This is a genomic window from Streptomyces sp. NPDC104581 (assembly GCF_055583685.1).
This window is the reverse complement of sequence record NZ_JBVJNN010000022.1, coordinates 67,528-90,200: the sequence shown is the minus strand read 5'-3', so window position 1 is coordinate 90,200 and position 22,673 is coordinate 67,528. Positions and strand designations below refer to the sequence as shown.

The window sequence follows — 22,673 nt, the reverse complement described above, 5'->3', positions numbered from 1 at the left end:
CCTCTCACAGCCGGCAGTGCCGTTACCACGCGATGGCACGTTGTCATGCCACCACGGCTGACTTCCCACACGCAGCCGTGCACGACAGGCGTACCCCTCAACAGTAGGCCGCGAACGGCGTCGGCGGGCAGCGCTCTACCGCTGTTGCCCGAATGCAACCCGCCCTTCCGTATCCATCTGGTATGCGTCCGAACGGGTGACCTACGAGGGCTTGTTGTGCCCGTTCGGTCAGCCGGTCCCGCTCGCGGCAGACGTACCGTCAGCCGTCCGGGGGACGTCCTTGGCCGGTTCCCGCGCACCGTCATCGGGGGCCTCCGGCGCCTGTACCGCGGCCTCTCGGGCGGCGTCGGGGCCCTCGGCGAGCAGCACGGCGAACCCCGCCTCGTCGAGCACCGGCACCTTCAGCTGCATCGCCTTGTCGAACTTGGAGCCCGGGTTCTCACCTACCACCACGAAGGCGGTCTTCTTCGACACGGCGCCGGTGACTTTCGCTCCGAGCGTCTGGAGCGCCTCTTTCGCGCCATCCCTGGTGTGAGTTTCCAGCGTGCCCGTGACGACCACGGTGAGCCCCGCCAGCGGGCGCGGGCCCTCGTCCTCGCCGCCGCCCTCGTCCTCCATCCGGACCCCGGCCTCCCGCCACTTGCGCAGGATCTCGCGGTGCCAGTCGACCTCGAACCACTCCTTGAGCGACGCCGCGATGGTCGGGCCGACGCCCTCGACGGCCGCCAGCTCCTCCTCCGTGGCCCGCTCGATCCGGTCGACGGACCGGAACTCCCTCGCCAGCGCGACCGAGGCGACCGGTCCCACGTGCCGGATGGAGAGGCCCGCGATGATCCGGGCCAGCGGGCGTTCCTTGGCTGCGGCGATGTGCTCCAGCATCGCCAGGGCGTTCTTCTTCGGCTCGCCCTCCTGGTTGGCGAAGACGGTGACGACCTTCTCCTCGCCGGTCTCCGGGTCGCGCTTGGGCAGACCGCTGTCCGTGTCGAGCACGTACGCCTTGATGGGCAGCAGCTGTTCCACGGTGAGGGTGAAGAGGTCGCCCTCGTCGAGCAGCGGGGGCGTCGACGGCTCCAGCGGCCTGGTCAGCGCCGCGGCGGCGACATAGCCGAAGTTCTCGATGTCCAGGCACTTTCGGCCGCCGAGGTAGAACAGCCGCTCGCGCAACTGGGCGGGGCAGGAGCGGCCGTTGGGGCAGCGGACGTCGATGTCGCCCTCCTTCATGGCCCGCAGCTCCGTGCCGCACTCGGGGCACACGGCCGGCATCTCGAACTCGCGCTCGCTGCCGTCCCGCAGATCGGCGACCGGACCGAGGATCTCCGGGATGACGTCCCCCGCCTTGCGCAGCACGACCGTGTCACCGATGAGGACACCCTTGGCCTTCACCACCTCCTGGTTGTGGAGCGTGGCGAACTCGACCTCGGAGCCCGCGACATGGACCGGCTGGACCACCGCGTACGGAGTGACCCGGCCGGTGCGTCCGACGCCGACCCGGATGTCGAGCAGTTTGGTGTTGACCTCCTCCGGCGCGTACTTCCAGGCGATCGCCCAGCGCGGGGCGCGGGAGGTCGAACCGAGTCTCCCCTGAAGGGAGATCTCGTCCAGTTTGACCACGACGCCGTCGATCTCGTGCCGGACCGAGTGGCGGTTCTCGCCGAAGTGGGAGATGAACTCCCTTACGCCCGCCAGGTCTTCGACGACCTTGTTGTGCTGGGCCGTCGGCAGGCCCCACTCCTCCAGCAGTTCGTAGGCGTGCGACAGGCAGTCGATGTCGAAGCCCTCACGCGCGCCGATGCCGTGCACCACCATGTGCAGCGGGCGCGACGCCGTGACCTTGGGATCCTTCTGGCGGAGCGAACCGGCCGCCGCGTTGCGCGGGTTGGCGAACGGTTTGTCACCGGCCGCGACCAGCCGGGCGTTGAGCTCCTGGAAGCCGTCCATCGGGAAGTAGACCTCACCGCGGATCTCGACCAGCTCCGGGACGCGGTCACCCGTCAGCCGGTGCGGGATCTCGGCGATGGTGCGGACGTTGGGGGTGATGTCCTCGCCGGTGCGGCCGTCGCCGCGGGTGGCGGCGCGCGTCAGCCTGCCCTGCTCGTAGGTCAGACTGACGGCGAGACCGTCCACCTTCAGCTCGCACAGGAAGTGGTAACCGGGCGCGCCCACGTCCCGGGCGACACGCTCCGCCCAGGCGGCCAGCTCCTCGTCGTCGAACGCGTTGTCCAGCGAGAGCATGCGCTCGCGGTGCTCGACCGCGGTGAACTCCGTCTCGTACGCCCCCGCGACCTTCTGGGTCGGCGAGTCGGGCGTGCGCAGCTCCGCGTACTGCTCCTCCAGCGCCTCCAGGGCGCGCAGCAGCTTGTCGAACTCGCCGTCGCTGACGACCGGCTGGTCCTTGACGTAGTACCGGAACCGGTGCTCCTCGACCTGCTCGGCGAGGTGCGCGTGTCGCTCCCGCGCTTCCGCGGGCACTGCCGTCTGCTGTTCGCCGGCCACCGTTTCGTCCTTCCGTTCCACCGCGATCACCGAGAGCCCCGCCGTCAGCGCGACCCATGTCTCGGAAATGTCACTCAGGGTTGTCCGCGAGGGATCGCGCCGCCCTGACACAGTGCGCCATCGCGGCGCGGGCATACCCGGGCGAAGCACCCGCGAGCCCGCACGACGGAGTGATCACCACGGACTCCGTGAGAGTCCCCGGATCCAGCCCCAGCCTGCGCCACAGCGTTCTGATACCCATGACGCTACCGCCCGGGTCCGACAATCGGGTGTCCGTGCCCGGCACGACTCCGGCGAGGAGCCGCACCCCGCCCTCGACCGCCTCACCGATCGGCTCCTCGTCACGCTCGGTGAGTAGCGAGAAGTCGAACGACACGGCCGCCGCTCCGGCACGGCGCAGCAGCGCGAACGGCACGTCCGGGGCGCAGGAGTGGACGACGGCGGCCCCGTCGCCGGCCGTCATCACCTGGCGCAGCGCGTCCTCGACGACCTGCCGGTCCACCGCCCGGTGGGTCCGGTAGCCGCTGGCCGTCCTGATCCGCCCGCGCAGTACAGCGGTGAGCGACGGCTCGTCGAGCTGGAGCACGGGCGTGGCGCCCGGGACCCTGCGCCGTACGTCGGCGAGATGCGCCGTCAGGCCCTCCACCAGCGATCCGGCCAGGTCGCGGCAGGCGCCGGGGTCGCTGAGCGCCGACTCGCCGTTGCGCAGTTCCAGCGCGGCGGCGAGTGTCCACGGCCCGACCGCCTGGATCTTGAGCGGGCCCTCGTACCCCTGGGTGAACTCTTCGAGGGCGTCCAGGTCCTCGCCGAGCCAGGAACGGGCCCGCCGGGTGTCGCGGCCGGGGCGGTCACCGATCCGCCAGCCGCTGGGCTCCACCCGGGCGAAGACCTCGACGAGCAGGCCGGCGGTCCGGCCGATCATGTCGGCGCCGGGGCCGCGCGCGGGCAGTTCGGCGAGGTGCGGGAAGTGCTCGAAGCTGCCGGTGACCTCCTTGGCCGTCTCGCGCGCGTCTCCGCCGGGCATCGAGCCGACGCCGGTGGCGGCGCCCAGGAGAGTTGTCGCCGGGGCCCGGGTCCCGGTCATGTCGTCGGTCCCGGTCCCGCCGTGAGTGCCGCTGTCGGTCCCGTTCATCGTCCCGGCCGCACCGTCAGGTCGTTGATCTCCGCGTCGCGCGGCAGGTCCAGGGCCGTGAGGATCGTCGTCGCGACCGACTCCGGGTCGATCCAGCGGGACGCGTCGTACTCCTTGCCCTCCTGCCCGTGCACCTTGACCTGCATGGGCGTGGCCGTGCGGCCCGGGTAGACCGAGGCGACGCGGACACCGTTCGGCCGCTCCTCCTGACGGAGGGCGTCGGCGAGCGCCTTCAGTCCGTGCTTGGACGCGCCGTAGGCGGCCCACCCGGCGTGGGCGGCCAGCCCCGCGCCCGAGTTCACGAAGATCACCTGGCCGTGCGAGGCGCGCAGTTGGGGCAGGAAGAGCCGGGTCAGCTCCGCGGGCGCGACGAGATTCACGTTCAGCTGGCCCGTCCACGCCTTGGGGGTCAGCTCGCCGACGGGGCCGAGGTCGACGATGCCCGCGATGTGCAGGAGCGAGTCCAGCCGGTCGGGGAGTGTCTGGTGCGACAGCGCCCAGGAGAGCCGGTCGGGGTTGGTGAGGTCGCCGACGAGCGCCCGGGAGCCGGGGTGGGCCGCGGTGAGTTCCTTGCCGCGGGCCGCGTCGCGGGCGAGGAGCAGCAGGTCGTCGCCGCGCTCGTGGAGCCGGCGCGCGACCGCGGCGCCGATGCCGGAGCCCGCACCGGTGATCAGATGGGTAGCCATGGGGTCATGTTCGCATCACACCGTGCGGCGGTCGCACCGTCCCGCCCGGTCCCTGTGGCGGCGCCGGCCGCCGGTCAGCGCACCCCGACCGCCTCCTCCAGATAGGCGAGGGCGCCCACCGCCTCCTCCGCGAAGAAGACCAGCTCGGTCAGCGGCAGCGGGAGGAAGCCCTCACGGTCCATACGGTCGAACTGTTCCTTTAGCCCGTCGTAGAAGCCCGCCGTGTTGAGCAGCACCACCGGCTTGTCGTGCATGCCGTGCTTCTTCAGTTCGAGGATCTCGGTCGCCTCGTCCAGCGTGCCCGTACCGCCGACCATGATCACCACGGCGTCGGACTTCGAGAGGAGCAGGGCCTTGCGCTCGGCGAGATCCTTGGCAATCACCATCTCGTCGGCCCGCTCGCGCACCGAGGCGCCCAGGAAGCCTACGGAGACACCGACGAGCCGCCCGCCCGCCTCCTCCACTCCGTCGGCGACGACTTTCATCAGGCCGACGTCCGAGCCGCCCCAGACGAGTGTGTGACCACCCTTGCCGAGCAGTTCGGCGAATTCCTGGGCGGGGCGGGCGTAGTGCTCGCCTAGTTCGGCGGCGGAGAGGAAGACACAGATATTCATGGACGCACGGTATCCGGGTGACCTCCTCGGGAAGAGGGCGTGCCCGTCCGTTGCTGACGGTAGAAGGGACCGGCGTGACACCGGCGTCACCAGAGGGACCGAATCACCGAAGGAGCGGATCGCCATGGCCAGGGGCCACACCATCACCGTCGAGCAGGGCACGGAGCACGTACGGGTGGTACGTGACGGGCAGGTCGTCGCGGAGAGCCACCGCCCGCTGCTGCTGCGCGAGACGGGGCTGCCCGTCCGCTACTACCTGCCGCCGCGGGACGTGCGTACGGAACTGCTGAGCCCGTCGGACACCACGACCCACTGCCCGTTCAAGGGCGACGCCTCCTACTGGTCGCTGCCCGACGCGCCCGACCTGGTCTGGGCGTACCCCGAGCCGAAGGACGAAGTGGCGCGGATCAAGGACCACTTCTGCTTCTACGAGACCGAGGTGGTCGGGAGCTGAACACGGGGCCGGAGGCCCGCCCGGAGAGGAATTCACGGATTTCCGCCCGCCGGCGATGAGTTCCGGCGGGCGCGCCGGTCCAACACCGTATGGACCACGTGGGCAAGGCGGAGTCGGGCGACGGCACCCTCATCGCGTACCGGCGGACGGGCGGCGGCGGACCGCCGGTGATCATGGTGGGAGGGGCGTTCAGCACGGCGGAGGCACAGGCACCGCTGGCGGCGCTCCTCTCGCCGCACTTCAGTGTGATCACCTACGACCGCCGGGGGCGCGGCGGCAGCGGTGACACGGCGCCGTACGCGGTGGAGCGCGAGGTCGAGGACATCGCCGCCCTCCTTACGGAAGCGGCGGGCGGCAGCGCCTCGGTGTACGGCATGTCGTCGGGCGCTGCCCTGGCGCTGGAGGCGGCAGCGGCGGGGCTGCCGATCACCCAACTCGCGGTGTACGAGCCTCCGTACGACACCGGTGCGGTGGATGCCGCGGGCGGCGCGGCGTACACGGCGCGGCTCGACGACCTGCTGGCGCGGGGGCGGCGGGACGAGGCCGTCGAGCTGTTCCTGTCGGTGGTCGGGGTGCCGCCCGACGTGGTGGCGAGGATGCGCCGGGCGACGATGTGGCGGGGCATGACGGCGCTGGCGCACACCCTCGCGTACGACAACGCGGTGATGGGTCCCGGCCCGGTCCCCACGGAGCGGCTCGCACGGATCACGGCGCGGGTGATGGTCGTGGACGGGGGCGCGAGCCCGGCGCCGATGCGGGTGGCGGCGCGGGCGGTGGCCGACGCGCTGCCGCGCGGGCGCCATCGCACCCTGACGGGTCAGGAACACGAGGTGGCGCCGCATGTGCTGGCGCCGGTCCTGGCGGAGTACTTCGCCTCGGCGGCATGAGCAAGGCGCCGCGGGGAACGTCGGGGGCGCGGGGAACGGTGCCCCCGGGCACGGTGAGCGGCGGCGTGCTCGCCTCCCGTGCCCGGTGCCGGCACGGGGGCGTGGGCTTCAGCGGATCGCGCCGTCCGGCAGCACCGCGTGCACGCCCCACACCCGGTTGGCCACCTGTGTCACCCGCAGATCGACCGCCGTACTCGCCAGGGCCAGCGCCGTCCCCCGCTTCACCCCGTACAGCGACGTGATCCACGTCAGCATCGCGTCCAGAGCCCCCGCCGACGCCTCGTTGAGGTCCGCGTCGAAACCGAAGGTGATCCGGCCCGCCGGGGTGATCGCGTGCGGCGTCGGGACCGGCGGCGAGGGCCGGAGGCCGACGGTGAGACGGGTCGTCATGCCGCATTCGACCGCCGTGCCGGACACCTCCCCGTCGCCCTGCGCGGCATGGCCGTCACCGACGCTCAGCAACGCCCCCGGCACGGTAACGGGCAGGAACAGGGTTGATCCGGCCACCAGTTCGCGGCAGTCGATGTTCCCTCCGCCGAACGTACGGGGCGGTGTCGTGGAGTGCTCGCCCGGTGCGTCGGGGGGTGTGCCGATGACGCCGAGGAAGGGCGCGAGGGAGACCGTGTGCCCGTACTGGTCGGTCCCGGTGCCCTTGTCCGCGTCGAGGTCCCACAGCAGCCACTCTGCGTCCTCGGCGGTCACGCCCAGCCGGCGGGCGAGCGGGGTGTCGGACGTCGCCGCCGCGGTGAAGCCCCAGTCGTCCGGGCGCAGTGACTCCAGCCGTACGGAGAGGGCCATGCCCGGTTCGGCGCCGCGCACGGCGATCGGACCCACCAGACAGTGGCCGCGCCGTTCGTCGAACATACGGGGCACGTCCTCGTCCGCCGTGCGCCTGCGCTCCAGATGGCCCGCGCAGTCGAGCGTGTGGACGGTGAGGGTGTCCCCGGGGTCGACGGTCAGCACCGGGGGCAGCTCGCGCGAGAAGACGTCGCTCACGGTGCCGGGCACGGAGTCCAGGATGTGCTCGGCCACGGGGGCTCCGTCCGGTCGGGGAATCGGGTGCGTACGGTGCGGGCACGGCGCCCGCGTCCCGTCACCGTAGTTCCCCCGGCGGGCGGCCCGCGGCGGCCCTCGCCGGACACGACCGGCCCGGCCCGGGGGTGCGGGGAGTTCCCCGGCCGCGAGGTCCCGCGTCAGCCGCGGCGCACGGTGAACTCCGCGCGCCGTACGCGCAGTACGGTCCGGCCGCCCTCGGTCGAGACGCGCGCGCCGTCGCACCGCGCGGCGCCCTCCACCACGACCACCGATTCCGTTCCGGGAGCGCCCGTCGCGCGGAAGGTCGCCCGGCCGTCGGCGGCGCCGGTGAGTTCCGCCGTGGCGTACGCGATGCGCAGGCCGCCGGCGGTCAGCCCGAGCGGCAGGATCGCCGCCGTACGACCGGGCAGATGGAGCTTCTCACCGCCGAAGAGGGGCTTGCCGTTCTCCGTGACGGTGAAGTCCTGGTCGTAGCCCGATGAGACGTTGAAGGCATGCAGCAGCCGTCCGCGCTCGTCGTCGGCGGTCGTCAGCAGGAAGACTCCCGGATCGGTGGCGCTGTGCCGGAGGGCGGGCGCGGCGTCCAGGGCGCGGAAGGCACGGTCCCAGAAGGTCAGATCGCACTGGTAGTCCGTGGTGATCACGACCGCCCGGCCCTTTCCGAGCGGGATGTCGAAGCCGCAGCCCTTGCCGGTGGACAGCTCGCGCAGCACGGTCGTGCCGCGCGAGGGCTCGCACAACTGGGCGCGTGACAGCCGTACTTCGGGGAGCGGCGCCGCCCAGCCGTGTGCGGTGACGGAGAGCCAGAAACGGTTCGCGTCGGTCAGCGTGGTGCCGGGCTTGAGACCCAGCGCGTCGGCGAGGACGGTGCAGCTCTTGTCGGCCATGTCCTTGACCGGCAGGCGTCCGGACAGCAGCAGCTTGCCGCCGGCCTCCGTGTACCGGACCAGGCGCCGCTGGAGCCCGGCCCCCAGGTGCTCGCCCGTGGCCAGCGCGAGCACGGGTACGCCCTTCGGGTCGAGATCACCCGCCTGGAGGTTCACGCTCCGGTAGCGGAACCCGCCGAGGAGCATCGCGCGGGCCAGGGAGCCGCGCGGGCCCGCACCGCGCGTGTTCACCGCCTCGTCCAGCACGCGCTGTACGGACTCCAGCTCCGGCGGGTGGTACTCGGTCAGATAGTGATCGGGTACGAAGCCGAGCGCCACGTCGTCGTACGTGGTGCGCATCGGCGCGAGGACGTCGGCGAGACCGCCCATGGCGCGCACGGTGCGCCGGGTCGGCTCGTAGCTGACGCCCGGCCGCCCCTCGGGGTCGACCGGTGCGGCGAAGCCGTGCCACTCGCCGGTGATGCCGATGCGGTCGTTCCCGTCACCCGTGGGCTTGTCCAGCTTGGGGTTGAACCCGCCCGCGAAGAGGTAGTAGTTGAGCATTTTGGCGCCCTGCGCGATACAGAGACGGGTCTTGAGATCGACGCCGGACGGGCTGGTCTGACTGTCCAGGTTCTGGCCGTAGTCGGCGTGGCCGGCGTCGAACTCCAGCGCCGTGACCGGCTGGTCCTTGTCGTTGACCGCGTCCATGAAGGCGTTGATCAGATACAGGTCGGTGACATTGCGCAGGGTCAGATCGCCGAGGTAGAAGTCGGCGCCGGAGATCGTCCCCTCGATCCCCCCGTAGGTCTCCATGAGCTGGCTGATGCCGATGGGGAACGGTTCGGCGCGGCTGTCGGACGTGCCGTGGATGTTGATCACGAACGGGACGCCGGTGATCCCGTACTCCTCGGCGGCCGACCGCAGTTCGGTGACGTAGCGCGCGAAGCGGCCCCGCATGAAGCGGCCCAGATCGTGCATCAGGGCGGCGCCGTAGGCGTCCTCGGGGTTGCGGATCGCCTTCCGCCGCCCGGCCAGGTCCTCGCCCGTGAAGGGGTAGCGCTCGGCGAGCCCGTCGCCGTACTCCTCGCGGAGCCAGCCGTCGAAGTCGGCGGTCAAGTGGTCGGTGAGGTCGGGTGAGTTGCTGACCCAGGCGAGCATCCCGATCTCGTTGTCCAGTTGCAGGGAGATGACGGGGCCGCCGTTGGCGTGCAGCCGCTTCGCCAGCACCGGCATGACCGCCGCGTACCAGTGGCGCATCTCCTTGAGGAACGCGGGCGCGAGGTAGTCGACGGTGGGTGTGGTGGCGGGAGCGTCGTTCCAGCCGGTGGAGACGATCTCGGGGTGGTCCTCGCGCACCCGCTCGGGGACGCCCTCGCCCTTCAATTCGGCCATGGTGAAGGGGCCGGGGCGGGCGATGAAGAAGAAGCCGTTGCGGTGGCAGAGGTCGATGAAGGCGCCGAGGTCGCGCTCGGGGCGGGTACGGCCGGTGACGTCGATGGTGCCGTCGGGCAGTTCGTGCCACATCCAGGGGATGTAGGTGGCGATGGTGTTGAGGCCGGCGGCCTTCGCCCTGTCGAGCCTGGACTGCCAGTCCGCCTTCTTCAGCCTGAAGTAGTGGATCTCTCCGGCCAGTACGAGCACGGGCCTGCCGCCGACGAGGATCTGCTTGTCCCGGTACGAGACCGCGCCCGGGGCGGTGTCGCCGGGGGCGGCGGGAGCGGCAGGAGCGGCGACGGAGGCGGCCTGTGCGCCGGGGGCGGTCAGGCCGGCGGTGGCGAGCGTACCGAGGGCGGCCCCGCCCAGAACGGTGCGGCGGCGTGGGGCGGGGGCATGCGTCATGGCGTCGTACTTCCTTGGGGGGAGAGCAGAACGGGGGGCGGCTCGATGAAGCACGGGGGGAATGTATGCGCTGCCTGTATGCGCATACATGCACCTTGGAGCAGGCCCCCAGGAGCCACAAGAGTCCGCTTGATCACGCTTGGGTAACGGACGGGCAGGCCGAAGCGCCCGCGCGGCGCGGGGTACGGCGCGGATCGGGCCGGTCAGCCGGTGAGGGCTCCCGTGCGGCGCTCCGTCGTCGCGATCGTGGCCGAGCCGACCACGCGGGTGCCGTCGTACAGCACGATCGCCTGGCCCGGGGCCACGCCCCGTACGGGTTCGGCGAACTCGACGTGCAGCGTGCCGTCGACCAGTTCGGCCCTGACCGCCGTCTCGTCGCCGTGGGCGCGCAGCTGCGCCGTGTAGGCGCCGGGGCCGGACGGGGCCGTGCCGCCGCACCAGCGGGGCCTGATGGCCGTCAGGGCGCCGACGTCGAGGGCGGCGGCGGGGCCGACCGTCACGGTGTTGTCGACGGGCGAGATGTCCAGCACGTAGCGCGGCTTGCCGTCCGGTGCCGGGTGGCCGATCCGCAGGCCCTTGCGCTGGCCGATGGTGAAGCCGTGCGCGCCGTCGTGAGTACCGACCTTGGCCCCCGACTCGTCCACGATGTCCCCCTCGGCGCTGCCCAGCCGCGCGGCGAGGAAGCCCTGCGTGTCGCCGTCGGCGATGAAGCAGATGTCGTGGCTGTCGGGCTTCTTCGCGACGGCCAGGTCCCTGCGCTCGGCCTCGGCGCGGATCTCGTCCTTCGTGGTGAGGGTGTCCCCGAGCGGGAACATGGCGTGCGCGAGCTGGCGCTCGTCCAGCACGCCCAGGACGTACGACTGGTCCTTGGCCTTGTCGCTCGCCCGGTGCAGCTCACGAGTCCCGTCGGGGCCGGTGACGACCGTCGCGTAGTGGCCGGTGCAGACGGCGTCGAAGCCCAGCGCGAGTGCCTTGTCGAGCAGCGCCGCGAACTTGATCTTCTCGTTGCAGCGCAGACAGGGGTTCGGGGTGCGCCCCGCCTCGTACTCGGCGACGAAGTCCTCGACGACATCCTCACGGAAGCGCTCGGCGAGGTCCCATACGTAGAAGGGGATGCCGATCACGTCGGCGGCCCGTCGCGCGTCGCGCGAGTCCTCGATGGTGCAGCAGCCCCGGGCGCCCGTCCGGAAGGACTGCGGGTTCGCGGAGAGCGCGAGGTGGACGCCGGTGACGTCGTGACCGGCCTCCACGGCGCGGGCGGCGGCGACGGCGGAGTCCACACCGCCGGACATGGCGGCGAGCACACGGAGGGGGCGCTGGGGTGTCTGAGTCATAGCCACACAAGCGTAAGGGTGCCGGGGAACCAGAGTCGCGCGAGTATCCGTTGTCGGTCCATGGGCAAGAGGAAGCGGGGCGCCGCGAGCGGTGACACCCCGGGTGCGGACAGCTCCGGCACGGGCGGGACACCGGTCGGAGAAGGACCGGGGATCGGGCGGCGCGGGCTGCTGATCGGCGGCGCGGCCGTGCTGGTGGGCGGCGGCGGGGTGGTGGCCGTCGTGGCGGGTCAGGACCAGGCGACGCGGATCTGGTACCGGGTGCCGGGGGTGGAGAAGCCCCGCAAGCCGGGTGAGCTGGATCACGCGGGCGCCGAGTGGGTGGCGGCGTCGTCGGCGAACTGGCGCCGGGCGGACCGGCCGGACGACTACACCGTGGACATGGTGATCATCCATGTGGTGCAGGGCAGCTTCAGCACGGCCCTCAAGGTGTTCAAGGACCCGGCGCACCAGGCGGCCACGCATTACGTGGTGCGCAAGGACGGCCACGTGGCGCAGATGATCCGTGAGCTGGACGTGGCGTACCAGGCGGGGAACCGCGCCTACAACGAACGCAGTGTCGGCATCGAGCACGAGGGGTTCGTGGACCGGCCGGAGGACTTCACGGACGCGATGTACCGCTCGTCGGCGCGGCTGACCGCGGGGATCTGCCGGCGGTACGGGATACCGGTCGACAGGAAGCACATCATCGGGCACGTGGAGGTGCCGGGCACCGACCACACGGATCCGGGGCCGCACTGGGACTGGGACCGGTACATGAAGCTGGTGCGGGCGGCACGGGCGGAGCTGGAGACGGTGGAGGCGGCGCCGTCGGGGTCGGGGTGAGCCGGGGTCCGTCGGTATCCGCGGGTGCCCTCCCGGCGGGGTGCGGGGTGCGGGGTGCGGGGTCTGGGTTGCGGTTGTGGGTCGTGGTCGGGGTGCGGGGCCTCCGGAGGCGCATGTCCGGACGGCGTGATTTACGGCGCGTGCCCCGTTCGTTGGACCCGCTGACCCATCTTGTCCACGCACCACAAATCAGCCTGAGTGTCCGAACACGCACCTCCTGCGCCCCCGCCCCCCTTCCGCCGTCACCCGCAACGGTCACCGACCCCCGGGCGCCCCTCTGGCGGGTAATCCCGGCGGTCCCCGGCCCCGGGACCGTCTGCTGCGGGCGATCCCGGCGGTCCCCGGCCCCCGGGGCCGTCTGTCGCGGGTGACCGCGGCGGTCATCGCCCCCGGTCTGTCTCCCGCCGCGAGGCACCGGCACGGGCCGCCCCCGGCCGCGTCCTGCGGGTATCCGGGCGGCCACCGAACCCCGGCCCGCCTCCCGCCTCCCGCAGAGACAGGCCGTCCCCCTTCCCGCGGGAGGGAAGGGGGACGCGCAGGGGTCGTGGCCGGACACTCAGGCTGATTTGTGGCGCGTGAACAAGCCCGGTCAGCGGGTCCAACGAACCCTGCACGCGCCGTAAATCACGCCGTCCGGACATGACCCCGGAGCGGCACCCGGCCACCGGCCCGCACCACCCAAGCCCGGCCGGCGATTGAGGCCACCCACCGCCACCCCGGCCCCGGAGCCGCCCCGGGCGCCAGCTCGCAGACGCAGCCGCTAGCTCAGACCCGCCGTCCGCGCCCGCCCCACCGCCGGGCCGATCGCCGAGGCGACCGCCTCGACGTCGGCCTCCGTGGAGGTGTGGCCGAGGGAGAACCGGAGCGTGCCGCGCGCCAGTTCGGGGTCGGTGCCCGTCGCCAGCAGTACGTGGCTGGGCTGCGCGACCCCCGCCGTACACGCCGATCCGGTCGAGCACTCGATGCCCTGCGCGTCCAGCAGCAGGAGCAGCGAGTCGCCCTCGCAGCCGGGGAAACTGAAGTGGGCGTTGGCTGGGAGCCGGTCGACGGGGTCACCGCCGAGGACCGCGTCCGGCACGGCCTTCCGTACAGAGGCGATCAAGTCGTCGCGCAGGGCGCCGATGTCGCGGGTGAACTCGCCCCGCCGTTCGGCGGCGAGCCGCCCCGCGACGGCGAACGCCGCGATCGCCGGGACGTCGAGGGTGCCCGAGCGCACATGGCGTTCCTGGCCGCCGCCGTGCAGGACGGGGACGGGGGTGTACTCACGGCCGAGGAGCAGCGCGCCGACGCCGTAGGGGCCACCGATCTTGTGGCCGGTGACGGTCATCGCGGCGAGTCCGGACGCGGCGAAGTCGACCTCGGTCTGGCCGAATGCCTGGACGGCGTCGGAGTGCAGCGGTACGCCGAACTCGGCTGCCACCTCGGCGAGTTCGCGTACGGGGAGAATCGTGCCGATCTCGTTGTTCGCCCACATGACGGTGGCCAGCGCGACGTCGTCCGGGTCGCGTTCGATCGCTTCCCGCAACGCCTGGGGGGAGACCCTGCCGTACCGGTCGACGGGCAGGTACTCGACGTTCGCGCCCTCGTGCTCGCCGAGCCAGTCGACGGCGTCGAGGACGGCGTGGTGCTCCACGGGGCTGGCGAGCACCCGCGTCCTGGCCGGGTCGGCGTCGCGGCGGGACCAGTAGAGGCCCTTGACCGCGAGGTTGTCGGCCTCCGTACCACCGGAGGTGAAGACGACCTCGCTGGGCCGGGCGCCGAGGGCTTCGGCGAGCTCCTCGCGCGCCTCCTCGACGGTGCGGCGGGCCCGCCGCCCGGCGGCGTGCAACGAGGACGCGTTCCCGACGTCGGCGAACCGTGCGGTCATCGCCTCGATGGCCTCGGGAAGCATCGGGGTGGTCGCGGCGTGATCGAGATAGGCCATGGTGCTGACGATTCTACGAGCCGTGCCGGGCGCGGATCGCCGTGGGCGGGGGCGCCGGTGGCGGCCGGCCGCCCCGGACGGTGCCCGCCGCCCCGGCCCGGCCCCTGGTGGGGACGGCAGACCCGCCGCTCGCAAGGGGCCGCGTGACCGGTCGCGGCGGGAGCGCCGAGATGTTCGTCACCGCGGGGCCGGATCGGCGCCGGACGACCGGCGCCCGGGAGCGGGCCCGGCCCGCCGCGCGTCCGACCGGTCCGGCGCGGCGGCGCCCGGACCGGCGCGGCGGCGCCCGGACCGGATGCCGTGGGCGGGGGTCCGTGGCGCGCCACGGTGCCGGGCGCACGGTCGAGGCGTAGGCCCGGCACGACGCCGCGTTCCGACATCCTGGACGCGCTGGTGGAGCCGTGGTGCACGGAGGCGGGGCAGGCCGCGTTCTACCGGCGGATCGCGCAGAACGAGCGGCGTTTCACCGACGAGATCCAGGGCCGGTACGGCGAGTTGGACCTGTCGGTGCCGGCCTGCCGAGCGAGGAGGACATCTGGATCCCGCCGTCGAGGGGCAAACGGCTGGCCGGGCTGATCCCCGGCGCCGAGTCGCGTCTCGTCGCGGGAGCGGGCCATCTCGTGCAGGAGGACTCCCCCGCCGAACTCACCCTGTCGCCCGGCGACTTCCTCCTTACGGCTCCGTGACCCCGGCGGCGGACACGGCCTCCGGTCACCGCGCCCCGGGCACCCTTGGCGCCCTGGCGAGCTGGCGGGACTGGGCGACCAGCCGGTCGGCGCTGTCCCAGACGTCGGCGTCCTCCTCCAGATAGCCGCCCGCCAGGTTCCGTGTGGTCACGAAGACCCGCAGCGGTCCGGGCGCCGGGCGGCACCGGATGTGCGTGGTCAGTTCGACGGTCGGGGTCCAGCCGGTGAGCCCGAGGTCGAAGGCGGTCGGCGGGAAGGCGTCCACCGTCAGCAGCAGGGAGAGCGGATCGGGCTCGCGAGGGTCGGCCAGCGAGAACCAGCCGCGCACCTCGCCCTTCCCCGACGGCTCACCGACCGCCCAGCCCGTGGTCGCGGGGTCGAGCCTGACCACCACGCGCCGGGTGAAGCCGGAGTCGCCGGGGAAGGCGGTGGGGCCGTCCTCCGTACCCAGGCACTCCTCGGCGGGCGGCAGGGCGGGCGGCTTCACCGAGGTGCGGACGTCGTCGCCCAGGGAGTCCAGCGCCCCGTACGCCGCGAGGACCCGGACGCGTTCGACCTCCGTGCCGTCGGGCTCGTACTGGAACAGGGACGCCTGTCCGGTGGCGAGGGTGCGCCCGGCGCGTACCGTCTCGGTCCGCACGACGGCCGGGCCGGGCCGTGACGGGGTCAGATAATGGGCGGTGACCGTGAACGGATCGGGGTGCGGCAGCGCGTCACGCAGCGCGCGGGCGACGATCGCCAGCAGATAGCCGCCGTTGACGGCGGAGAGGATCGCCCAGCCCTCGGAGAGGTCCGCGTCGTAGACGCCCGGTTCGCGAAGGGTGACGGTGGTGTCGCGGTCGAACTCGTTGTCCGCGGTGGGTGTCCGCGCTGCCTGTGCCATGAGAGGCACGGTACAACAATGCATTACTGAGCGGTAGCTTACAGATGTGGTCCCGTCTGGTCCTCGGCCGCCGTCGAGCGGCGGTTGTAGGCGCGCGGCGCCCGCCAGTGGAAGCGCATCGCCAGCAGCCGCAGCGCGAACGCGGTGACGACGGCGAGCCCGCTCGTCAGCCCGTTCAGCGCGTCGAAGCGAATGCAGAGGACGACCGTCGTCGCCCCGACGATCGCGGGGACGGCGTACAGGTCCCGGTCCCAGCGCAGCAGGGACGGGACCTCGTTGGCGAGGACGTCACGCAGGACACCGCCGCCCGCCGCCGTGGCGAGCCCGAGCGCGGCGGAGGCGGTGAGGCCGAGCCCGTACTCGTACGCCTTCACGGTGCCAGTCACACAGAACAGCCCGAGCCCCGCCGCGTCGAAGACGTTGACCGCGCCCTGGATGCGCTCGACGTGCGGGTGCAGGAAGAACACCAGGACGGTGGCCACCAGCGGCATGATGAAGTATCCGAGATCGGTGAACGCGGCCGGTGGTACGGCTCCGATCACCAGGTCCCGGATCAGCCCGCCGCCCAGCCCCGTGACCTCGGCGAGCACGGCCATGCCGAAGACGTCGAAGTTCTTGCGGACGGCGAGCAGCGCGCCGGAGATGGCGAAGACGAAGATGCCGGCGAGGTCGAGCGAGTGCTGGACGGAGGGGCTGAACAGTTCCTGGAACACCCGACAGTTCTACCTGGGGCGGGTGAACACCGGACAGGCGCCCGCCCCCGGGGCCCCGAGTGGGCGCAGTCGCCCGGCGCGCTCCCGGGCGGGGACGGAGGCGCGGCGGACCGGAACGGACCACTCCGCCGCGCACCGCCGCCACCCGCGCACCGCACCGCACCGCCGGGCCGACCGGCAGCGCCCGCCGTGCCCGCCCCGGCGGGCGGACCCGGCGGGCGGACCGCCTCGTCGGTGCGGTGTCCGTCTCAGACCGGCTCCGACACCGACTCCGCCCCGGGGCCGGTCTCCGTCACCGCCGCGATCCCCGTCGCCCTCGTCCGCTCCACCGTCCCGGCCTCGATCTCCGCCGCGAAGTGACACGCCACCCGGTGGCCGTCGCCCAGGACCGTCAGCTCGGGACGCTCCGTCGCGCACCGTGTCTCCTGCTTCCAGGGGCAGCGGGTGTGGAAGCGGCAGCCCGCCGGCGGCGCCGCCGGGGAGGGCAGGTCGCCGCGGAGCAGGATCCGTTCGCGCCGGTCCTCCACCTCGGGGTCGGGCACCGGTACCGCCGACATCAGCGCCTTGGTGTACGGGTGCCTCGGCCCGGCGTACAGCGCGTCGCTCGGGGCCTCCTCCACCAGGGAGCCGAGATACATGACCCCGATGACGTCCGAGATGTGGCGGACCACGGCCAGGTCGTGGGCGATGACGAGATATGTCAGGCCCTTGGACTCCTGGAGTTCCTCAAGGAGGTTGATCACCTGCGCCTGGATGGAGACGTCGAGCGCGGAGACCGGCTCGTCACAGATGATCACGTCCGGTTCGAGGACCAGCGCCCGCGCGATGCCGATGCGCTGGCGCTGGCCGCCGGAGAACTCGTGCGGGTAGCGGGAGAGCGCGTTGGAGGGCAGGCCGACCTCCGCGAGGATCTTCTTGATCCGCTCGCGGCGCTCCTCCTGGTCGGCGCCGATGCCGTGCGCCGCCATGCCCTCGGAGAGGATCGACTCGATGTTCTGCCGGGGGTTGAGGCTGCCGAGCGGGTCCTGGAACACCATCTGGAGACGGTGCCGGTTCTTCCGCATCTCCTCCTCGGGCAGCTTCGCCAGATCCGTGCCGTCGAAGACGACCTCGCCGTCGGTGATGTCGACGAGGCGCAGCACGGCGCGGCCGAGGGTGGTCTTGCCACAGCCCGACTCCCCCACCAGGCCGTACGTCTGGCCCGCCTCGACCTTCAGGGAGACACCGTCGACGGCGTACACATGACCGACGGTACGGTCGAAGAAGACGCCCTTCTTCACGGGGAAGTGGACCTTCACACCGTCCAGTTCGAGCAGGCTCATGAGGGGACCTCCGCCGTGGGTTCGGCCGGACCGGCCGGGTCGGCGTCGCCGGGCGCAACGGCCCCGGCCGCCGCGTCGGCGGGATCGGCCGGCAGGACCGGGTTGACGCAGCGCACCTGATGGCCGGGCGCACGCGGTTCGGTGAGTTCGGGAGTGCCCGTCAGGCACTCCATCGTGTAGAAGTCGCAGCGCGGCGCGAACGCGCAGCCGTCGGCCCACGCGATCTTGTCGTTGATCGACCCCCGGATCGGCCTGAGCGGATCACCGCGCGGTGCGTCGAGGCGCGGGATGGAGCCGAGCAGCCCGTGCGCGTACGGATGGGTGGGGTGCGCGAACAGTTCACGGCGGCCCGCGGTCTCCACCGCGCGCCCCGCGTAGAGCACGTTCACCTGGTCGCAGAGTCCGGCGACGACACCCAGGTCATGAGTGATCATCAGAAGGGCGGTGCCCTCCTGGTCCACCAACTCCTTGAGGAGTTCGAGGATCTGGGCCTGGATGGTGACGTCGAGCGCCGTCGTCGGCTCGTCCGCGATCAGCAGGCGCGGCGCGCACGCGACCGCCATGGCGATGAGCGCGCGCTGCCGCATGCCGCCGGAGAGCTGGTGCGGGTACTCCTTGAGCCGCCGGTTCGGGTCGGGGATGCCGACCCGGTCGAGCAGCGTGGCGGCCTCCTTGCGGGCGGGCTCGCCCTTCAGCCCCCGGTGGCGGCTCAGGATCTCGGTGACCTGAACGCCGACCGGGACGACCGGGTTGAGCGAGGAGAGCGGGTCCTGGAAGATCATCGCGAGCTGGCTGCCGCGCAGGTCGCGGATCTTCCTCTCGTCCATGGCGAGCAGGTTCGCGCCGTCGTAGTCGGCGCGCCCGCCGACGCTCACCCCCTTGCGCGGGAGCAGACCCATCAGGGCGAGCGCCGTCACGGACTTGCCGCAGCCCGACTCGCCCACCAGGCCGACGACCTGGCCCTCGGCGACGTCGAAGGACACGCCGTCGACGGCCCTGGTGTCGCGCCCCGCGCCCCGGCCCGTCGCGTGCCCGGCAAAGGTGACCGACAGTTCGTCAACTGAGAGAAGTGACATGGGACTTCAGCCTCGCAGCTTCGGATCGAGAGCTTCCCGCATGGCCTCACCGAGCAGCGTGAAGCCGAGAGCGGTGACGATGATCCCGACCGCCGGATAGACCGACATCATCGGCGCGTTGTCGAAGAAGCGCTGTGCCTGTGACAGCATCACGCCCCACTCCGGGATCGCCGGGTCCGGATTGCCGAGGCCCAGATAGGACAGGGCGGCGGCCTCGATGATCGCGGTGGCCAGGCTGAGCGTCGCCTGGACGATCACCGGGCTGAGCGAGTTGGGCAGGATCTGGGTGAGGACGATACGGCGTTTTCGGATGCCCACCGCCTTGGCGGCCAGCACATAGTCGGAGCTGCCCTGCGCGAGCATCGAACCGCGCAGCAGCCGGGCGAACACCGGCACTTGGACCACGCCCACCGCGATCATCACCGTGGTCAGCGACTGGCCGAGCACGGCCGCGACGGACACGGCCAGCAGCAGCGAGGGCAGCGCCAGCATCATGTCCGTGAAACGCATGATGACGGTGTCCACACGCTTGCCCGCCTCGCCGCCGAGCGTGGCGGCGGCACCCGAGACGGCGCCGACGATCGCGCCGGCCACCAGGCCGATGAGCATCGACACGACACCGACGAGGAGGGTCTGCCGGGCACCGACGAGCATCCGGGAGAACTCGTCGCGGCCCAGGTGGTCCAGGCCGAACCAGTTCTCACCGCGCGGTCCGACGAAGCGGCCCTGGTTGGGGAAGACCTCGCCGCGCCAGTCCTGCGCGGTGGGGCTGTACGGGGCGAGCCACGGGCCGACGATCGCGATCAGCACGAACAGGCCGATCACCACGCCGCCGATGATCGCGGTCTTGCTGGTGCGCAGCCGGCGGAAGGCCTCGCGCCACAGTCCGGCGCCCGAGGTGCTCTCGGTCCGCTCGGTGAGCTGTGCGAGCCGGTCGATCTTGTCGGCCTTCTTCGTCATGTTCGGTATGGCGTTCACGTCAGTGCACCCGCACTCTCGGGTCGATGAGGCTGTACGCCACGTCGACCAGCAGATTGATCAGGACGTACACCAGCGCGATGAAGAGGATGAAGCCGACGAGCACGGGATAGTCGCGGGCGTCGATCGACGTGCGGATGAAGGATCCGATCCCGCCGAAGCTGAAGACCGACTCGGTGAGTACCGCGCCGGACAGCAGGCTGCCGGTCAGCAGGCCGATGGCGGTGATCACCGGCAGCAGCGCGTTCCGCAGGACGTGGCGGCCGCGTACGACGCGCTTGTCCAGGCCCTTGGACTCGGCCGTGCGTACGTAGTCCTCGCCCAGCACTTCGAGCACGCTGGCCCTGGTCATCCGCACGATGACGGCGAGCGGGATGGAGGCGAGCGCGACCGCCGGGAGTACGAGATGCGTGATCGCGTCCCACGACGCGTCGAACTCGCCGGTCAGCAGGCCGTCCAGGACGGCGAATCCGGTGACCTTCGTCGCGTCGATGCCGGTCGACAGCCGGCCGTAGCTCGGGAAGAGCCCGAGGTTGACGGCGAAGAAACCCTTGAGGAGCAGCGCCAGGAAGAAGACCGGAATACAGATGCCGAGCAGTGAGCCAGAGACCGCAGTCACGTCCAGCCAGCTGCCGCGGCGCCGCGCGGCGAAGTAGCCGAGAGGGACGCCGACCACGACCGCGATGAGTATCGCGGCGACGCTGAGTTCGACGGTCGCCGGGAAGCGCAGGGTGAATTCCTCCCACACCGGCTGGCCGGTCTGTGTGGAGGTACCGAGGTCGAGTTCGAAGATCCGTTTGATGAACCGCCAGTACTGGACCCAGACCGGCTCGTCGAGTCCCAGTGCCCGGTTGATCCGGGCCACTTCGGCGTCGGTCGCCCGTTCACCCAGGATCGCCGAAGCGGGTCCGCCGGGCAGCCGGTTCAGCCACAGGAAGAGCAGAACCGACAGACCGAGCAGGGTGGGTATCAGCTGTAGCAGTCGTCGTGCGACGAGTCGCAGCACCCCGCGTGCCCCTTTCTCATTGCGTACTCCTGGCGTCGTTCATCCGTGTTCATCTGTGTCCGGGTCGGTCCACGTGTGGTGGACCGACCGTCAGCGAGACAGGTCCGCCCGGTCGCGGTCGGGACGTGCACCGCGACCGGGCGGACCCGGCGTGCGCGCTGTCCTTACTTGAAGGACACCTCGGCGAAGTTCTCCTGCGTCAGCGGGGAGACCTTCGGCGGGTTGACGTCGGCGGCGAAGGCGATCGCCGGCGGCGACGAGGAGATCGGCACACCCGGCAGGTATTCCATGATCGTCTCGTTGGCCTTCTTGTACAGGTCGGTCCGCTTGGCCGGGTCGGTCTCAGTCGACGCGGTCTTCAGCGCGTCGAAGACGCCCTTGTCCTTGAAGCCCCACTGCTTGTCGAACTCGGCGAACCAGGTGCCGATGAAGTTGTAGCCGTCGTTGAAGTCACCGGTCCAGCCGAGCATGTGCAGCGCGCAGCTGCCCGCCTCGGTGGCGTCCAGGTAGTCCGGGGCCCACTTCATGGGCTTGGGGGTGACGGTGATCCCGGCCTTCTCCAGGTCGGACTTCATCAGCTCGAACATGTCCTGCGGAGCGGGCATGTACGGGCGGGTGACCTCGGTCGGGTAGCAGAAGTCGATCTTCAGGGCGCTCTCACCGGCGTCCTTGAGGAGCGACTTCGCCTTGGCGGTGTCGAACGGGTACGTCTTCACCGCGTCCGAGTAGCCGGCGACCGTGTCGGGCATGAACTGCGTCGCCGCCACGCCGCCCTCGGGAAGCTGGGTCTTGACCAGGTTCTCGCGGTCGATGGCGTGCGCGATCGCCTGCCGGACCTCGGGCTTCTTCAGGGCGGCGCTCTTACCCTGGCTCATGCCGACGTAGAAGATGTTGAAGACGTCACGCGTGGGGACCTGGAACTTGCCGTTCTCCAGCGTCTTCACATCGGCGGGAGCGACCAGGTCGTAGCCGTCGATGTCACCGGCCTGGAGGGCCTGACGGCGGCCGTCCTCGGTGTCGATGGTGCGGAAGACCAGATTCTTGATCTTGGCCTTGGTGCCCCAGTAGTCGTCGAAGCGCTCCAGCGAGACTTCCTTGTTGCCCTTGTTCCACTCGCTGATCTTGTACGGCCCCGTGCCCGCGACCGTACCGGCCACCTGGCTGTACTTGGGGTACGTGATCGCGTCGCCCTTGGCGGTGGCCTCCTGCTTCGCGTACTCCTTCAGGGCCTTGGGCGAGTGGATCGCCAGCGCCTGGAGGGAGAAGCCGCCCGGCAGGTTCGCGGAGGGCTCGTTGACCTCGATGACGGCGGTGTTCTCGTCCGTCGCGGTGCAGGACTTGTAGTTCGCCTTCGGGGTCTCGGGGTCCTCGTTCTTCGCGAAGCCGCCCATGATGGTCTGCCAGTAGTAGGAGACCGCGCTGGACTGGTACGTGCCCGTCCAGTTGAACCAGTAGTCGTAGTTGGCGCAGACGGCGGCGGCGTTGAACTTCTCGCCGTCGTGGAAGGTCACGTCCTTGCGGAGGTTGAACGTCCAGACCGTGCCGGCCTCGTTGCTCGACCACTTCTCGGCGAGGCCGGGGGCCAGTTCGCTGCCGCCCGACTCGTGCTCCAGCAGCGCCTCGAAGGCCTGCCGGGTGACCCGGAAGGTCTCGCCGTCGCTGGCGAGCGCCGGGTCGAGCGAACCGGGGTCACCGGGGCCGCCGAAGACGAAGGTGTCCTTCGCGCCGCCCGAGTCACCTTCCTTGTCGCGATCGCTGGAGCAGCCTGTGGCGATCAGCGTGACGGCCACGGCCGTCACGATCGCCCCAGCGGCTCGGGACTTGATTATTCGCATGGTCCACCCCAGGGGTCCAACGAGTCGAGGGCTCGGTCTTGACGGCCGAACATTACAGTCAAGAAAGTGCCAAATGAACAGA

General features: G+C 71.4%; 18 protein-coding genes. 3 read left to right on the top strand and 15 right to left on the bottom strand.

Annotated elements, in window-relative coordinates:
• Window positions 1-228: 228 nt before the first annotated feature.
• From ligA to ACZ61E_RS19615, 4 genes are all read right to left on the bottom strand, one after another.
• Complete coding sequence (gene ligA / locus ACZ61E_RS19630) at window positions 229-2,493, bottom strand: NAD-dependent DNA ligase LigA (RefSeq protein ID WP_469700977.1); 2,265 nt, start codon at window positions 2,491-2,493, stop codon at window positions 229-231.
• Window positions 2,494-2,563: 70 nt separating this feature from the next.
• Window positions 2,564-3,577, bottom strand: a complete 1,014-nt coding sequence (locus ACZ61E_RS19625; protein ID WP_469700975.1) for a methionine synthase — start codon at window positions 3,575-3,577, stop codon at window positions 2,564-2,566.
• 44 nt (window positions 3,578-3,621) lie between these two features.
• Window positions 3,622-4,311, bottom strand: a complete 690-nt coding sequence (locus ACZ61E_RS19620) for an SDR family oxidoreductase (RefSeq protein ID WP_469700973.1) — start codon at window positions 4,309-4,311, stop codon at window positions 3,622-3,624.
• 74 nt (window positions 4,312-4,385) lie between these two features.
• Complete coding sequence (locus tag ACZ61E_RS19615) at window positions 4,386-4,925, bottom strand: LOG family protein (RefSeq protein WP_469700971.1); 540 nt, start codon at window positions 4,923-4,925, stop codon at window positions 4,386-4,388.
• A gap of 124 nt (window positions 4,926-5,049) precedes the next feature.
• On the opposite strand from ACZ61E_RS19615, the gene ACZ61E_RS19610 reads away from it, so the two are divergent.
• Entirely contained in the window at window positions 5,050-5,379 is a 330-nt protein-coding gene (locus tag ACZ61E_RS19610) for a DUF427 domain-containing protein (protein WP_469700969.1), read from the top strand.
• A 98-nt stretch (window positions 5,380-5,477) separates the two neighbouring features.
• Window positions 5,478-6,266 (top strand): alpha/beta fold hydrolase, encoded by a 789-nt coding sequence (locus ACZ61E_RS19605; protein ID WP_469701019.1) that lies wholly within the window; start codon window positions 5,478-5,480, stop codon window positions 6,264-6,266.
• A 108-nt stretch (window positions 6,267-6,374) separates the two neighbouring features.
• Here the strand turns inward: ACZ61E_RS19605 and ACZ61E_RS19600 are convergent, their stop codons facing one another.
• From ACZ61E_RS19600 to mnmA, 3 genes are all read right to left on the bottom strand, one after another.
• Window positions 6,375-7,298, bottom strand: a complete 924-nt coding sequence (locus ACZ61E_RS19600; protein WP_469700968.1) for an acetamidase/formamidase family protein — start codon at window positions 7,296-7,298, stop codon at window positions 6,375-6,377.
• 161 nt (window positions 7,299-7,459) lie between these two features.
• On the bottom strand, window positions 7,460-10,009 hold the full coding sequence (locus ACZ61E_RS19595; protein ID WP_469700967.1) for a beta-galactosidase: 2,550 nt from the start codon (window positions 10,007-10,009) through the stop codon (window positions 7,460-7,462).
• Between the two features lie 203 nt (window positions 10,010-10,212).
• Window positions 10,213-11,343, bottom strand: a complete 1,131-nt coding sequence (gene mnmA, locus ACZ61E_RS19590) for a tRNA 2-thiouridine(34) synthase MnmA (RefSeq protein ID WP_469700966.1) — start codon at window positions 11,341-11,343, stop codon at window positions 10,213-10,215.
• A gap of 60 nt (window positions 11,344-11,403) precedes the next feature.
• On the opposite strand from mnmA, the gene ACZ61E_RS19585 reads away from it, so the two are divergent.
• Window positions 11,404-12,168, top strand: coding sequence for an N-acetylmuramoyl-L-alanine amidase (locus tag ACZ61E_RS19585; protein ID WP_469700964.1), 765 nt, complete (start codon window positions 11,404-11,406; stop codon window positions 12,166-12,168).
• Window positions 12,169-12,928: 760 nt separating this feature from the next.
• Here ACZ61E_RS19585 and ACZ61E_RS19580 read toward each other — a convergent pair.
• The 8 genes from ACZ61E_RS19580 to ACZ61E_RS19545 all read right to left on the bottom strand — a co-directional run bounded on the left by ACZ61E_RS19580 (window position 12,929) and on the right by ACZ61E_RS19545 (window position 22,591).
• Window positions 12,929-14,092, bottom strand: coding sequence for a cysteine desulfurase family protein (locus tag ACZ61E_RS19580; RefSeq protein WP_469700962.1), 1,164 nt, complete (start codon window positions 14,090-14,092; stop codon window positions 12,929-12,931).
• A gap of 711 nt (window positions 14,093-14,803) precedes the next feature.
• Window positions 14,804-15,661 (bottom strand): thioesterase family protein, encoded by an 858-nt coding sequence (locus ACZ61E_RS19575; RefSeq protein WP_469700960.1) that lies wholly within the window; start codon window positions 15,659-15,661, stop codon window positions 14,804-14,806.
• Between the two features lie 38 nt (window positions 15,662-15,699).
• Window positions 15,700-16,374, bottom strand: coding sequence for a trimeric intracellular cation channel family protein (locus ACZ61E_RS19570; RefSeq protein WP_469700958.1), 675 nt, complete (start codon window positions 16,372-16,374; stop codon window positions 15,700-15,702).
• 248 nt (window positions 16,375-16,622) lie between these two features.
• Complete coding sequence (locus ACZ61E_RS19565; protein WP_469700957.1) at window positions 16,623-17,696, bottom strand: ABC transporter ATP-binding protein; 1,074 nt, start codon at window positions 17,694-17,696, stop codon at window positions 16,623-16,625.
• On the bottom strand, window positions 17,693-18,772 hold the full coding sequence (locus ACZ61E_RS19560) for an ABC transporter ATP-binding protein (protein ID WP_469700955.1): 1,080 nt from the start codon (window positions 18,770-18,772) through the stop codon (window positions 17,693-17,695). Before ACZ61E_RS19560 ends, ACZ61E_RS19565 begins: the two co-directional genes overlap by 4 nt.
• Window positions 18,773-18,778: 6 nt before the next feature.
• Window positions 18,779-19,732, bottom strand: a complete 954-nt coding sequence (locus ACZ61E_RS19555; protein WP_469701017.1) for an ABC transporter permease — start codon at window positions 19,730-19,732, stop codon at window positions 18,779-18,781.
• Window positions 19,733-19,751: 19 nt separating this feature from the next.
• On the bottom strand, window positions 19,752-20,756 hold the full coding sequence (locus tag ACZ61E_RS19550; RefSeq protein ID WP_469700954.1) for an ABC transporter permease: 1,005 nt from the start codon (window positions 20,754-20,756) through the stop codon (window positions 19,752-19,754).
• Window positions 20,757-20,920: 164 nt separating this feature from the next.
• The gene (locus ACZ61E_RS19545; RefSeq protein ID WP_469700953.1) at window positions 20,921-22,591 is read right to left on the bottom strand and encodes an ABC transporter substrate-binding protein; all 1,671 of its coding nucleotides are present in this window, start codon (window positions 22,589-22,591) and stop codon (window positions 20,921-20,923) included.
• Window positions 22,592-22,673 lie beyond the last annotated feature (82 nt).